Annotated in this window: 16 protein-coding genes; 14 read left to right on the top strand and 2 right to left on the bottom strand. The window is 32.6% G+C overall.

The genetic code is table 11. From position 1 onward, the window contains the following. Nucleotides 1-39: 39 nt before the first annotated feature. Nucleotides 40-1,098, bottom strand: a complete 1,059-nt coding sequence (locus HM987_RS10510) for an acyl-CoA reductase (RefSeq protein WP_179007861.1) — start codon at nucleotides 1,096-1,098, stop codon at nucleotides 40-42. Between the two features lie 191 nt (nucleotides 1,099-1,289). Between HM987_RS10510 and HM987_RS10505 the strand changes: the two genes are divergently transcribed. After that, on the top strand, nucleotides 1,290-1,646 hold the full coding sequence (locus HM987_RS10505) for a 4Fe-4S dicluster domain-containing protein (RefSeq protein ID WP_179007859.1): 357 nt from the start codon (nucleotides 1,290-1,292) through the stop codon (nucleotides 1,644-1,646). 119 nt (nucleotides 1,647-1,765) lie between these two features. Beyond that, complete coding sequence (locus HM987_RS10500) at nucleotides 1,766-2,272, top strand: nuclear transport factor 2 family protein (RefSeq protein ID WP_179007857.1); 507 nt, start codon at nucleotides 1,766-1,768, stop codon at nucleotides 2,270-2,272. 133 nt (nucleotides 2,273-2,405) lie between these two features. On the opposite strand, the gene HM987_RS10495 is transcribed toward HM987_RS10500, so the two are convergent. After that, nucleotides 2,406-3,362, bottom strand: a complete 957-nt coding sequence (locus HM987_RS10495; protein WP_179010001.1) for a helix-turn-helix transcriptional regulator — start codon at nucleotides 3,360-3,362, stop codon at nucleotides 2,406-2,408. Nucleotides 3,363-3,673: 311 nt separating this feature from the next. Here HM987_RS10495 and HM987_RS10490 point away from each other — a divergent pair, with 311 nt between their 5' ends. From HM987_RS10490 to HM987_RS10435, 12 genes are all read left to right on the top strand, one after another. Beyond that, on the top strand, nucleotides 3,674-4,168 hold the full coding sequence (locus HM987_RS10490; protein WP_179007855.1) for a DinB family protein: 495 nt from the start codon (nucleotides 3,674-3,676) through the stop codon (nucleotides 4,166-4,168). A gap of 11 nt (nucleotides 4,169-4,179) precedes the next feature. Continuing rightward, a complete protein-coding gene (locus HM987_RS10485) occupies nucleotides 4,180-4,413 on the top strand; it encodes a hypothetical protein (protein ID WP_229724373.1) in 234 nt (77 codons plus the stop codon). A 187-nt stretch (nucleotides 4,414-4,600) separates the two neighbouring features. Next, complete coding sequence (locus HM987_RS10480) at nucleotides 4,601-5,338, top strand: hypothetical protein (RefSeq protein ID WP_179007853.1); 738 nt, start codon at nucleotides 4,601-4,603, stop codon at nucleotides 5,336-5,338. A 370-nt stretch (nucleotides 5,339-5,708) separates the two neighbouring features. After that, complete coding sequence (locus tag HM987_RS10475; RefSeq protein WP_179006550.1) at nucleotides 5,709-6,098, top strand: hypothetical protein; 390 nt, start codon at nucleotides 5,709-5,711, stop codon at nucleotides 6,096-6,098. A 169-nt stretch (nucleotides 6,099-6,267) separates the two neighbouring features. After that, nucleotides 6,268-7,749 (top strand): alpha/beta fold hydrolase, encoded by a 1,482-nt coding sequence (locus HM987_RS10470; RefSeq protein WP_179007851.1) that lies wholly within the window; start codon nucleotides 6,268-6,270, stop codon nucleotides 7,747-7,749. Nucleotides 7,750-7,896: 147 nt separating this feature from the next. After that, nucleotides 7,897-8,520: a toxin-antitoxin system YwqK family antitoxin gene (locus tag HM987_RS10465; protein WP_179007849.1), complete on the top strand. Its 624-nt coding sequence runs from the start codon at nucleotides 7,897-7,899 to the stop codon at nucleotides 8,518-8,520. 220 nt (nucleotides 8,521-8,740) lie between these two features. Next, the gene (locus HM987_RS10460; RefSeq protein ID WP_179007847.1) at nucleotides 8,741-9,355 is read left to right on the top strand and encodes a hypothetical protein; all 615 of its coding nucleotides are present in this window, start codon (nucleotides 8,741-8,743) and stop codon (nucleotides 9,353-9,355) included. A 255-nt stretch (nucleotides 9,356-9,610) separates the two neighbouring features. After that, complete coding sequence (locus HM987_RS10455) at nucleotides 9,611-10,249, top strand: hypothetical protein (RefSeq protein ID WP_179007845.1); 639 nt, start codon at nucleotides 9,611-9,613, stop codon at nucleotides 10,247-10,249. A 155-nt stretch (nucleotides 10,250-10,404) separates the two neighbouring features. Beyond that, on the top strand, nucleotides 10,405-11,100 hold the full coding sequence (locus HM987_RS10450) for a 2'-5' RNA ligase family protein (protein ID WP_179007843.1): 696 nt from the start codon (nucleotides 10,405-10,407) through the stop codon (nucleotides 11,098-11,100). A 176-nt stretch (nucleotides 11,101-11,276) separates the two neighbouring features. After that, entirely contained in the window at nucleotides 11,277-11,693 is a 417-nt protein-coding gene (locus tag HM987_RS10445) for a VOC family protein (protein ID WP_179007841.1), read from the top strand. A gap of 321 nt (nucleotides 11,694-12,014) precedes the next feature. After that, on the top strand, nucleotides 12,015-12,230 hold the full coding sequence (locus tag HM987_RS10440) for a helix-turn-helix transcriptional regulator (protein ID WP_218645594.1): 216 nt from the start codon (nucleotides 12,015-12,017) through the stop codon (nucleotides 12,228-12,230). Beyond that, on the top strand, nucleotides 12,227-14,551 hold the full coding sequence (locus HM987_RS10435) for an N-6 DNA methylase (RefSeq protein ID WP_179007839.1): 2,325 nt from the start codon (nucleotides 12,227-12,229) through the stop codon (nucleotides 14,549-14,551). The genes HM987_RS10440 and HM987_RS10435 overlap by 4 nt, the downstream gene beginning before the upstream one ends. Nucleotides 14,552-14,557: the final 6 nt, after the last annotated feature.

Raw genomic sequence — 14,557 nt, 5'->3', positions numbered from 1 at the left:
AATTGCCTAAATTATGTTATGAAATTGATAATTTTTAGGCTATATTGTTAATAAGAATTCAATACTATCTACATTGTCTGCATAATCCCATAGCTCTGGGTTTTGAGTATTGCCAAATTCGATTTCCTTATTATAAAATCCGTTTGCCACAACGCATTGAATCTTATCTTTTTCTGTTTCCAATTTTTGTTTGAGGTCTTCAGTCGTATTGTAATATTCATAAAAAAGTGTGGCGATAGGCGAGGCATAGCTTTCGTCTTCTTTAATCATAAGGAATCCATTCTCCAACATATCGAACTCACTCATTAAATAAACCGCTTTATTATAGTCATAGTTGTTGGCGTATTTAGTTTGGTGAATGATAGCGTTCCATTTATAGACGGCTTTAAAAAGTGCTTGGAAATCGTAGTCTTTTGGCACAAATAATTTGGACACATTTCTACAGCCTAAGCCATAATATCTAAAGATATCATCAGATAGTGCTTCTAATTGTTCTTTAGTTTCGTTTCCTGTAAGCACAGCGACTGAATTTCTATTCTTTCTAATGATCGATGGCTTGTTCTTAAAATAATATTCAAAATAACGTGCCGTATTATCACTTCCTGTGGCGATTACAGCATCAAAATTCTCTAATTTTTCTTCTGTGAATTTTATTTTTCCTTTGAATTCTGGTTCAACAGTTTCTAAATATTTGGCTAAAAAGGGTAGTAAATGTTTGTCGTTAGAGGATTGTTTTACCAATACCTTATGACCAGAAATCAAAACAGATAAAAAATCATGAAATCCAACTAACGGAATATTTCCGGCCATAATTATGGCAACTGTTTGAATGTTTTCAACCTTAAATTGATACTTTTCTAACCAATTGTTAATGTTACTTTCAGTCAGTGCATTAGACCAATTTTCTAATGTGAAATAAATATTACTTTTGGTAAACCAACCATTAGATTCTTGAGCTAATTTCATTTGATGTTTAAAGCCATCAAAAAATAGGTCATTGGATTCAACATTGTGATCTTTAATGGCTTCTTCGTTCTGAAATTGATTTAAAAAGCGACCTAATTTTACAAAAGCGTTAATTCTTTGTTGTAAATCCATATATGGTTTGGTTATGCGATGTTTTGGCTTTATTTTTGTCTTCGTGTTTGCTGACAAGCCGAGTGCAAAATTAAGCAAACGAAATGAGCAACAAAAAGGTTTAATTCATTAAAAGGATTAAAATTTGTGAATTCAATCTGACCTATATTGAATTCAATCGAACAGATTAAAAAAAGAAAATATAAAATACTATGGCAATTATAATCACGGACGAATGTATAAATTGTGGCGCATGTGAACCAGAATGCCCAAATACGGCTATTTACGAAGGTGCAGACGATTGGCGCTATTCAGATGGTACCAGTTTATCTGGTAAGGTCGTTTTGCCAAGCGGTAAAGAAGTTGATGCAGACGAAACACAAGAGCCTATTGATGATGAAGTTTATTACATAGCACCAGATAAATGTACGGAGTGTATGGGCTTCCATGAGGAACCGCAATGTGCGGCAGTTTGTCCTGTGGATTGCTGTGTGCCAGATGAGGACCATGTAGAAACGGAAGAAGAGTTGTTAGGCAAGCAAAAGTTTATGCATCCTGAAGAAGGATAATTAATAGTTGAAAATTAAAAATGAATAATTGGATCCTGGGTCTTTGGCTTGGGATTTTTTTTGACATAAATTTAAATGTCGTACCTTTCAAAGAACTATTAATCAAACATTTGTGAATTATGAAAACAAAATTTGAAATTTTAATTATTATGATCTTTGGATGTCTAATAATTAACTGCAAACAACAGGAAGAAAAAACTGAAGTCAAAGAAGTTAAAGTTGATCTATTAAATGATGAGTTTCCGAATGCACAGCTCGAGGTGAAACTTACTATGGATAGTATTGCCCAAAGTGTAAAGGAGAGAGATTTAGACCAGCTTATTTCTTTTCATGCATATAGTCCTAAATACACTGAATTTAAAAATGGTGAGCTAAGAATTGGAGGTGAAGAAAATGAAAGATTTGAACGTATTATTTTTGAAGAAATTACCGAAGTTGTAAAGTTTGATTTCAATGACATGAAAATTGCTATTTATGATAATTTGGCAAATGTGACTGCTCACACAGATTTTCATTTAAAATTCGGCGAGGAACTTGCCATCGTGAACGAACAAATGACCATGTTACTTCTTAAAACCAAGGAGGGATGGAGAATCGTCCACGAACACCGTTCCCTTAAGTTCTGAATCAAAAAGAGTAAAGAGGGTAAGTTTTTTTTATTAAATTCTGGGCATTTAGTTTGGTTTTTTGTTTTATATCTTTTTGATTTGACAAAGTAAGAAATGACAATTTTTGTAAAGATTCAATCGCAATAAAAATTCATAAACGCTCAGCAGCCTTCTTCAAAATAGCCTTAATTCTAATTTTTAAACTTTCAGGTTCAACAATCGTGGCATAATCTGCAAATGAGATATACCATCTAGAAAACCAATCTTGAACATTGGAAGCCATAAACGTCATTTCTACTTGATTTCCCATGGTTTTTTCAGAAATGAATCCATGTAGTTTTTTGGAGCCGCTGATGTATCTCGCCACCGATTTGTCAACGCGAATTACGACTTTTGTTTTTTCAATAGTATCTGGTTTAACCAAATGGTCTTCTAAATTGCCATGGGTTTTAGTGAAAGGGATTTCTGTTCTTTTAATGCCAAGCATTCTATCTGTTCTAAATTGCCTGTAATCTTTCCTGTAATGACAATAACCGAGTAGGTACCAAAAATTATTTTCATGATACAAACCAACAGGTTCAATATGCCTTTCAGAAGGTTGTTCACTTTGTAACGATTGGTATTTTAAGAAAAATTGTTTGCGTTCAGCAATACTTTCAAAAAGAATTTCGAGGGCATTGGGTAGGTTCTTATTAAAGAGTTCTTGCGATTGGTCCACCGTAATTTGCATTTCTAAAGCCGAAATCCAATCTTTTTCTCGTCCTCTAAGTATGGATTTTATTTTCAACATGGCAGCTTCGTGATAACTTCCTAATGATTTATCAACAAACTTTTGCATCAGTTTTTCGGCAGCCACAAAGCTACCAGCTTCTTCTTTGGTAAACATCACAGGCGGTAAACGATAACCCTCCATAATGGAATAACCAACACCAGCTTCGCTAATTATTGGTACACCAGAGGCTTCTAGCGTTCGTACATCTCTATAAATGGTTCGTAAACTCACATTAAACCTATCGGCTAATTCTTGGGCTTTCACGATACGTTTAGCCTGTAACTGAACCAATATTGAAACAATGCGATCAAAACGCTTTATAGAATCTGTACTCATAATAGCATGGCATATTTCCCAAAGATAGGACTTCAGATGCACCTGTAATCTGAAATTGGTTTTCAATTTAATCATTAGGATTCATCTGTTGAACTAATTATTTATTTTGTTATTGATGTGATCAATTCATCTTACAAAGAAAAAATAGTGCAGTGACAACCCTTTGTCAGTAGAAGACATATATGGTTTGAGAATTTGATTTTTAGTTATTCTGAATTAAATTTTTAAATGCGAAATTCACTATTGACATAAGGTTGTCACTTGCTGCTTATACATTTGTTTCATAATTAATAACCAAAAACTATTTAATCATGGAAAACACCGTAAACATTACAGCGTCACAAGTCATTACACCTACAGAACTTTTAAAGCATTGGCAAGGTCATCGAGGCCTAACCAGAAAGGTTATAGAGGCCTTTCCGGAAGATGCTTTTTTTAACCACAGCATAGGAGGTATGCGACCATTTTCGGCAATGGTCATGGAGCTTTTAGCGATTGCAGAACCTGGACTAAAGGAAATTGTTGTGGGAAAAACCGAAACTTTGGATGAAGACTTTGAACACGATCACAAAAAAGCCACCTTTCTAAAACTTTGGGATGAAGCGACTGATGCGATCAATACCTATTGGGCGCAATTGAAACCAGAACAGTTTCAAGAGAAAGTGACTTTATTTGGACAATATGAAGGCACCGTTTGGTCTTCTATTTTCTATTTTATCGATAATGAAATTCATCATAGAGGTCAGGCGTATGTGTATTTAAGATCCTTGGGCATTGAACCGCCATTGTTTTACGAACGTCATTAATAGCTGTTGAGATGAAAAACAGCCTAATGAAACCTGTGTTGGTATTTAAGACTTCGATTTGTAATAGTGATGACGTTAGCAAACTGCATCCTTTGCTCAATAAAATTATGACACCTAACGATTTCTTTAATTTTGATCTAGAGGATTGCGATAATATTCTCAGGGTGGAAACCCGTCATCTTAAAGCGGAATCGGTTTTAGGATTGTTGCGTAGGCATGGTTTTTATTGTGAAGAGCTTCATTAATAGATTTAACTGAATTGGAATCCTGGGTCTTTGGCTCGGGATTTTTTGTGATATAAGGGGCTTACTTTATACTTGTTATACGATATATAGTTGGTATATAGTCGGCATATAGTCGATATACAATTGGTCTATAGGTTGTTTATTTATAAGTTTTTTATATATTTAGTGTCTTGAAAATGTGTGTGTTATGGCGAAACAGGCTGGAATTGTATTTTTTGAAGGGACTTTGGGTGGTATTAATTTTTATTATCGCAAGGGCGTGCCTACTGCACGGCGTGCTGGTGGTGGCTTTACTGCCAAGGCGATAAAGACAAGCCCAACTATGGCGCGTGTGCGCGAAAGCAATAGTGAATTTGCCGGTTGCTCGGGAGTGAATAAGCATTTTAAACTGGCCATTGTGCCATTTACTGCTGGTTATAAGGATGGGACTTTGCATAGTAGGTTGATGCGTTTGTTTCTTGGTATAAAAGATTTGGATTTGACCTCTGAGCGCGGTAAGCGTAAGGTGAGCGTTGGATATGCTAACGACATGGGTAAGGGGTTGCTTAAAGCTTTTGTAATATGTTCTGCCCGCCCTAAATTGTTTGACTGCGTTTATGGGTTTGACTGGGATAACTTGGTATTTTACGTAAGCCAGTTTAGTGTTGCTGCGGCTAAATTTCCGAAAGGGGCTGATGTGATGGAAGTGGTGGTTGGGGTTGTACGTTTCGATTTTGAAACCTATGCTTATAGCCATACCATGGCAGAGCCTATTTTGATAGGGCGCGATTTTGATGTTACAGATTTTGACTTTACCGTAAACGGTTTGCCTGCGGGTGATGGGGCTTTGATCGCTGTGACACGTGTGGCATTTTATCAGGAGGTTAATGGTGAAAGGTATGTATTGCCCGGTGGTGATGGTTTTGGAATTAGCTTATTTAATTAATCTAGGGTATGCCCTTAGAAAAAGCCTGACGGAAGCAGGACAAAAACTTTTTATCTAGGGCCTCTAGTTTCATTATGAGAAGCTTAACGATTGGCAATTTAATCTGTTGTAAAAACAGCCACATACGTTTATATAAAAAATACGTAAAGTTACGTATTGACTTTCAGTTTTAAAAAGTCGAACTTCGCTTATCAATAGACACTACAAACGTGTAGACTTAAGCGAAATAACGTTACTTTTATGGCTTTAGTAACGTTATATGGGTGTTAGCAACAAGCTGAAAATCGAACTTTTGAACAAAGCGAAAAGAAATAAATTGATATTTTATCCAATCCTATTAATATTAGGATTTTTTCTGTTTTATAAATTTATGACATACGACAGAAATTATACTTGGTCGAAAGAATATCCTACAGAAGTTATTAATGCAGTTAAAAGCTCGGATTTTAAGTTTCTGAAAACGGAGGAAATAAATCCTGAAAATATTAATTTACCGAATGAAAAGTGGATTAAACTCAAAATTCAAAAAATATTGAGCAAAGTCAACTTAATGAGTTACGGAACTGAACACGGACAAGAAATCACCTTGAATTCAGCCAAAAGTGAGCAAAAATTAATTTGCAAAGGTTGGTGTTTAAGTGACCATTTAATCGGAATTGAAATTGAGCATCAGAATCTCGATTCAGAAGAATTAGCGGAATTAAAACAACGATTTGAAAGCCAATTTCCGAATTATAAAATCATTTGGAAAGAAATATAAACCGGATAAAAAGCCAGTTGCTAACACCGTGTATAATTAATTGCTTTGGCAAGTGTTTATCTGGAAAATTCCTTCGGAATTTTCTCTGGCAAGTTTTTGTTTACTAAATTAGTTGCTGAACCACGCAACTAATCATACACAAAACGTTGTAAGCAATTAAAGAAGACCAATGCAAAAATTATTAATCTCACTATCATTTATCCTTATTTTTAATTCTTGTGTTGGACAAACTACAAATCGTTTCGTCCCAAATTTCACAAAATCTAAAGAAACAACACATAAAATTCCTGATGGACAAGAATTTACTTTTGGTTATTTAGAAGTACTTGAAAATAGAAGTAATCCTAACGGAAAAACTATAAAATTTCCTGTTTATATCTTTAAAAGCAGAAACTCAAATCCAAAAAAAGACCCTATCATCTATACAGTTGGAGGTCCAGGTTCTACAACAATGCCTTCCGCACAATATATGAACTATTACAAATATCTTGATGATAGGGATTTCATTCTTGTAGAGCAACGCGGAAACTATTACGCAAAACCACATTTGGATTGTCCTGAATGGTCACAAGCAATCTATGAATCCAATCAACCGAATTTTGATTTAGCTAATTATGATGCCCTATTTGAACAATCGGCAAAATCCTGCAAAGAACGACTTGAAAAGCAAGGAATTGATTTAAATGGTTACAACACCAACGAAATAGCATCGGACATCAATGACTTGGTAAACTTATTAGAAATAGATGAATACAATCTACTGACCATATCGTACAGCACCAAAATCGCTCAAGTCCTAATGCGAGATTATCCTGATAAAATAAGAAGTGTTGTAATGGACTCACCTCTTCCATTGGAAGTCAACTACGATGAAGAAAGCGTGCAGAATCTATTAGAATCAATTACAACATTACTTTCCGATTGTGAAAACGATAAAAAATGTAATTCAGCTTATCCCAATTTAAAAAATCGGTTTGTTGAATATTTGAAAGAAAAGACTGCTAATCCCCTAAAAGTTGAAATTAAAAATCCAAAAAGTGATAAAATAGAAACCTTCTATTTAAAAGGAGAAGATTTGATTACTGTTTTTACTTCAGCTTCAACTGGAAGTGTTCCAAACGTTCCATTTGAGATTAATAAACTATTGAACAATGATTTGACTTCTGTAAAGGATAAACTGAAAAATTTATTTCAGGAACCGGGAAATGGAGCGGGATTAGGAATGCGCTTGTCAGTTTGGTGTGCAGAAGAAAACCCATTCAACTCTATAGAGATAATTAATAGCGAGACCAGTAAGTATCCAGAAGTTAAAGGTCTTTCACCTGCTGTTTTCGACAATAGAATATGTGAGATCTGGAGTGTAAATAAAGTAGCGGAAATTGAAAATAACAAAGTAAAAAGCGATATTCCTGTTTTATTTATAAGTGGAGAATATGATAACGAGACACCAGTAAAATGGGCAAAGTCAATGACTCGTAATTTCACTAATAGTTATCATTTAATTTTTAAAGGTTGGAAACATACACCAACAACTAATTGGAGTAACCAATGTGCAATGATATCGGCAAATGAATTTTTCAATAACCCAAACGAGAAACCAATTGCTGATTGTTTCGGACAAATTGGAAGTCCTGAATTTAAAACGGAATAAATAACTGCTTACAACACCGTGTATATTTAATTGCTAAGTCACTGCCGACTTACGAACATTCCTGCGGAATATTCTATCTGTGATTTATTTGCTAAATTAGTTGCTTAACCACGCAACTAACCATACACATCAACGTTGTGCATAATTATGAAAACAGTACTAAAATCAATCTTTCTGCTAATTATAAGCTTCTCGTGTTTTAGCCAAAACAGCGGAAATGAAAACCTGAATTTAGTATTTTATGATGTCTGTTCTGATAAAATAATTGAACCTGAATTTGAAGTTTTCTCAATGTCGGAACTGAATTATGACTACATAACAGTCTATAAAGAAATTGATGATTGGATTGTTCAATACACAACATCAATAAAAACCAAAAATGATACCATTAGAATTCCAAAAATTCTTTTTGCAGGCGGAAACGAATTGCATTCAAAACGCTGGACTTATTTGAAATGCGAGAAAGTTTGTGATGGAAAAGAAACTGATTTTTATGAAAACGGAAATAAGCGGACTGAAGGAACGTACAAAAATGGGAAACCGATAGAAATCAAAGAATACCGAAAAAGTGGAACTTTAAGAGCTCAATACTTTTATGAAAATCTGACTCTTAACTATAATCGTGTTGATTACTATGATGAAAATAGCGATTTGGAAGAATATCAAATTTATGAGAATAAAAAGAGGAAAACGATAATCAAAACATTTGATAAAAACGGACAATTAACTGAAACGGAAACCGAAAAAAAATATATTGAACGGAATAAATAACTATGCACAACAATGTATAACCGCAATTACGGCGGATTCGACTACGTCCGAATCCACTCGGAATTGCAAAGGTCAGTGCTAAACCGAAAATTAACGCATATTAACCCGTAACTGACGGTTATACGAGACCGTTAGCAGCAACTTAAAACGAACATTGGGAATATTTAGTTTCATAAAGAAAAAACGAGTAGAATCATCGCCTAAAAAGATAATAAAGCGAATGATTGACTACATTCCTGAATTCTATAAAACTCACAGACAATTTCAGAACAGTATTGAATTTTACGAAAACAAAGAATTCGGACTTGCATTGGAAAGTCTTGTCGAATTAGCTGACGAAACCGAACATTATTTTTCAGAAGAATTTTGGACTGAACTAGCTAGAGCTGCCAACATAATGGAAATGGATAAAGTCGCTTCTTATTGTAAAAAGCAATCGAAGAAAACCTTAAAAGGCTTGGATTATAAATTACCTTTTGGTTGGACAACTTATAAAGTAAGTGAGAATAATTTTCAAGTACATATTTCAGAGAAACTAAATGGAGAATGGAAAACGGAAAGAAGAAAAAAAGATGGAATTGAAAAACTGTTGACAAAAAACGGAATCCATTTCTCGAATAAAGGAAGAAATGGATATATCTATTTTGTAGAAAATGGCAAACTCATAGAATTCGAATGGGAATTAGAAGTTGGAGGAATGAGATTATGGTTTGAAGCTGAAACCAATTGGTGCTTGCCTACCAAATCGGAATTAAAAAAAGAAGATAAGTCAAGAATTAAGGAATTGATTATTGATTGGGCTGAACAAAATAAAGAACGAATTGAATTTGATTAAAAAGCAGCTGCTAACACCGTATATAATTTATTGCAAGTTCTAGCCTACTTACGAAAGTCCTCGCGGACTTTCTATCTGTGATTTATTTGCTAAATTTAGTGCTTAAAACACGCAACAAACCATATACAACAACGTTGGCAGTAAGTTGAGCAAATGAACTCTGAATTCAAGAAAATTTTTAAAAACGAGTATTATCAAATAGTTGCCGGAATAGTATTCGGTCTTATTTTGATAGGCGTTTTTATTAATAAAAAAATGTTTCTTTCTGTACTCGCAATAATTGGTTCTTTTTTCATTATTCTTAACTTAATTAGACTGATAGACGTTCTCAACGGAAATAAGACTAACTTAAAAAAACTGATTAAAGGAACAATATTAGCACCTATAATATTGGGATTATTTGTCGGCTTTGTAGGAAACGAATTCAAACATTTAGGCAATACAATAAATGACTATCAAATTTTCAGAGATTTTGGAATTTATGGATTATTTCTTGCAATCTTTATTGTCTTAATAAGCTATAGCTTTAAACCAAAAGAAAAGAGAAAAATCAGCTTTTTTGGACTGATTTCATCTCTAATCGTATTTCCCTTATTATTGATTTCTTCTGTAACTTTTATCAACAGATATAAAGCCGAAAAAGCAATAAATCCATTGGAATCCATTGTTTTGAAAAAAGAATCTGAAATTGACGGAAAAGACAAAAACGATTCTCAATATTGGATTTTCACAAACGTTGGAATTTACAACGAGAAGTTCAAAATCGAATCTGAACTCTGGAATAAATTACAAAAGTATGACACACTACTTTTGTTTATGGAAAAAGGAAATTTAGGTTATGAAATAGTTGAGCGGATTGAAAAAAAACCTACTGCCAACACCGTGTATAATTAATTGCTTGGGCAAGTGATTATTTGGAAAATTCCTTCGGAATTTTCTCGCGTTCGTTTTTGTTTACTAAATTAGTTGCTTAAAAACGCAACTAACCATACACAAAACGTTAGGCAACATTAAAAAAACATCCGTAATAATTTGAAAAATTGTGATTAATGAATTTAGAAAGTCACTATAAAAAACTTTATAATGAATCAATAAGTAAAATCTCTTCCGACAATTACGAAATTGACGATTTAATAGATTCTAACAAAGACAATAGGTTTGGAATAACACTTTTGATAAGACCTTCAATTGAGATAAAAGAAAAAATTCAAAAATTTATCACACAAATTAAGAAAATTGAACCGAATCAATATTATTATCCAAACTCTGATATTCATATTACTGTAATGTCAATCATTTCTTGTTATGACGGATTTGACATTGAAAAGATTGATTTAGCAAAGTATATTGAATTGATTGAAAAATGTATTTTAGAAAAGAAAGATATAAATATCACTTTTAGAGGAATTACAGCCTCGCCATCTGGAATTCTGATTCAAGGATTTATGGATAATAACGAACTAAATAATATTAGAGACAGGTTGAGAAAAGAATTTAAAGCATCTAATTTGGAGCAAAGTTTAGACAAAAGATATTCGATACAAACAGCTCACTCAACAATTGTTCGATTTAAAGCGGAATTAAGTCAAAAAGAAAAATTGTTAGAATTTTTGGATGAAAATATTAATTACGATTTTGGAACTTTTAAAGTAAATGAATTTGAGTTTGTTTATAACGATTGGTATCAAAGAGAAAAATACGTGAAAGAAATATATAAAATTGTTACGGAAAATAACGTAGCCTAACACCGTATAAAATTAATTGCTAGTTTTAGCTTACTTACGAAAGTCCTCGCGGACTTTCTATCTGTGATTTATTTGCTAATTTTAGTGCTTAAAACACGCAACTAATCTTATACAACAACGTTGTGCGTCATTTACGCAATGATAGAAAAATTAAATAATAATCTAAAATAAGCTCTATGGCAAGAATGAATCCATACCTTTATTTTAATGGTAATTGTGAAGAAGCCTTCAATTTTTATGAAGGAGTTTTTGGAAAGAAGGTCTCATACATTGGACGCTATAAAGATGTTCCAAAACAAGACAAACATATTTTCCAAGAAACTGACGAAAATAAAATAATGCACGTCACTTTGGATATTAGTGAAGAAACAAGTTTGAATGGAGCTGACTATACTGAAGGATATGAAAAGTCAAAAGGATATAGCAACTTCGGTCTTATAATTCATACAGATGGTAAAGATGAAGCTGACAAGCTATATAACGAACTTTCCAAAGGTGGACAAAAAACATTGCCTATGCACGTTACATTTTGGGAATCTTATTATGGTAATTGCATTGACAAATTTGGCGTTATGTGGAAGGTTACTACGTAATTAAAAGAATAAAGCAATTCATCGGACTGACAAAAAACGAACGCACAACACCGTATAAAATTAATTGCTGGCTTTAGCCAATTTACGAAAGTCCTCGCGGACTTTCTATTTGTGATTTATTTGCTAAATTTAGTGCTTAAACACGCAACGAAATCATACACAATCACGTTAGCCACAAGCTGAAAAGCCAACGCGCAGTCAAGCACATTTCATTTTTTTCGTGCCTTAAAAAATAAAAAGAGCTTGCCTTTTCCCACCAACTACTTCCGAATATTGATTATCCCTTAAAAGTTGATATATTTGCATTAGATGCTAATAATTATGAATAAAAAAGCAATTAATAGATTGAAAGTCGTTTTAGCTGAACACGGAAAAACCAACAAATGGTTAGCCGAAAAGCTGAATAAAAACGGAACAACTGTATCTAGATGGTGTACTAATGAGGTACAACCTTCTTTAGATACACTTTTAGAAATTGCCAATTTGTTTGGTATTGATGTGAAAGAATTAATTAATTCAACTCTGGACGAAAAATGAAACTAGAACTTCAAATAGACAAAGAAAAGAATAAAATATATGCTCCTTTGTTAGACAAATGGGTTTCTCATTCAGCAGAAGAAGAGTTAAAACAAAAGTTCATCTGTCGTCTTATTAATATATATGGTTACTCATTAAGTCAACTTGGTCAAGATATAAAAATAAAAAAAAGATATGAAGCAGATATTGCAATTTGGCGAAATAAATTAGACAAGGATAAAAATATCATTCCCTCTATAATTATCACAGTTGAATGCAAAGCTGAGCACATTAAGATTAAGGAATCTGACTATTCAATTGGCTATAATTTTGCTTCGACAATTAATGCTAATTTTTTCATTGCAGTAAATCTAAAGGAAACTAAGATTTTTCATATTAAAAATGAAATTTCTACAAAAAAGATTGAGAAATTAACAGAAATTCCCAAAGCAGATATTCTTTCTGATAATAGTAAAATTGTAAAATATGTAAATGAAAACAAACGATTCACAAGAGAGGAGTTTACTAAATTATTAACAAGAAGTCATAACATTATAAGAAACAACGATAAATTATCTCCTGAGGCCGCATTTGATGAAATCAGTAAAATCTTGTTTATGAAAATAATGTATGAACGAAGTTCTACAGAGGAAATGATTTTTTCAAAAGACAGGTTTAAAGCTGACGAAATAAATTATGAAAAAATTATTCGTCCTAGCATAAAGAAGGAATATCCTAACTCTGACCAAGATTATATGCAATTTCTTTTCAATAAGACAAAAAAGGAATTTGAAACTGATGGTCTTTTTGAGCTTAAAGATATAATCAAAATAAAGAAAAATAGCTTTGAAATGATAGTTGAAGAACTTGAAATGTTCAACCTTTCCGATACTTCTGATGATGTAAAAGGAATAGCTTTTGAACAATTCTTGGGAAAAACTTTTAGAGGAGAATTAGGACAATTTTTCACACCACGAACGATTGTTGATTTTATGATTGATATTCTCGACCCTCAAGAAGGCGAGACTATTTGCGACCCTTGCTGTGGTAGTGGCGGATTCTTAATTAGTGCTTTTGAACATATAAGAGATAAAATAGATTCTGAAATAAACAATCAAATTAAATCATTAAAACAAGAGTATTATAATGAAAATTTTGATAAACTCTCAGTGAGAGAACAAGAAAAAATTATCAAATTAGTACAAGTTAGAATTGACAAGATAAACCAAGAACTTGTTATTAGCAATGAAGAAAGCAGATATCATAAGCTTTCTCATTATAGCATCTATGGAACTGATGCAAATCCAAGAATGGCAAGAACAGCTAAAATGAATATGATTATGCACGGAGATGGACACGGAGGTGTTCACCATAATGATGGGTTGTTAAATGTAAATGGGATTTTTGATGAACGTTTTGATGTAATCCTTACAAACCCGCCTTTTGGTGCTAGGGTAGAAAAATCACTTAAAGTAACTGAATTAGACTTACCCTCAGTAGATAAATTAGAAAAATACAAAGTTAGATATCACAATTATGAAGAAAAAGTTGTTGAACCTTTAAAAGAATGGGCAAATTATATTAATAAAAAAGATAAAAGCAAAGGGAAACCAATTCTTGATTTATTTGAGGTTGGTAAATGGAGTACGTTAACAGAAGTGCTTTTTATTGAAAGATGCTTGAATTTATTAAAACCTGGTGGACGAATGGGAATAGTTTTACCTGAGGGTGTTTTAAATAATACAAACCTTCAAAAAACAAGAGAATTTGTAGAAGGAAGAGCCAAAATTATTTTAATAACTTCTATTCCCCAAGATGTTTTTATTGCAAGTGGAGCTAATGTAAAGCCAAGTCTATTATTCTTTAAAAAATTCACAGTAAAAGAACTCAAAGAGTATAAAGAGATTGAAGAAAAGGCTATTAATAAAATCAATGAAAAATATAACCCTTTAATTAAAAAAGAAAAAGAAAAATCGATTTTAGCAGATGAAAATTATAAAAAATTGGTTAAAGACTTAAAAGATATTAATAATCTTAAAGGGCAAAAAAAAGGAAATATAAAAATAAATGCCTCTGAATATTCTAAACTGGAAGAATCTGTGCAAAAAGCAAATACTAAGGTAAATGAAGAAAAAAAGTCATTTAAATCATTTTTGAAACAAACTAAATTAAAAATAGAGTCTGAGATAAAAGCCAAAATTAAAACTGACTTTGACTATCAAATTCCTATTGCAGAAGTCGAAAAGGCTGGGATAAGCTCAACTGGTGCAGAAATTGACAACGAACTAGAACCTTTAGCTAAAGAGTTTCAAGAATACAGAAAAGGTAATATTTTATGGTAAGTAATG

The organism is Winogradskyella forsetii, from assembly GCF_013394595.1.
In the GTDB taxonomy this organism is placed as follows: domain Bacteria; phylum Bacteroidota; class Bacteroidia; order Flavobacteriales; family Flavobacteriaceae; genus Winogradskyella; species Winogradskyella forsetii.
Note: the sequence above shows the minus strand (reverse complement) of the source record. Positions and strands in the feature narration are given on the sequence as shown.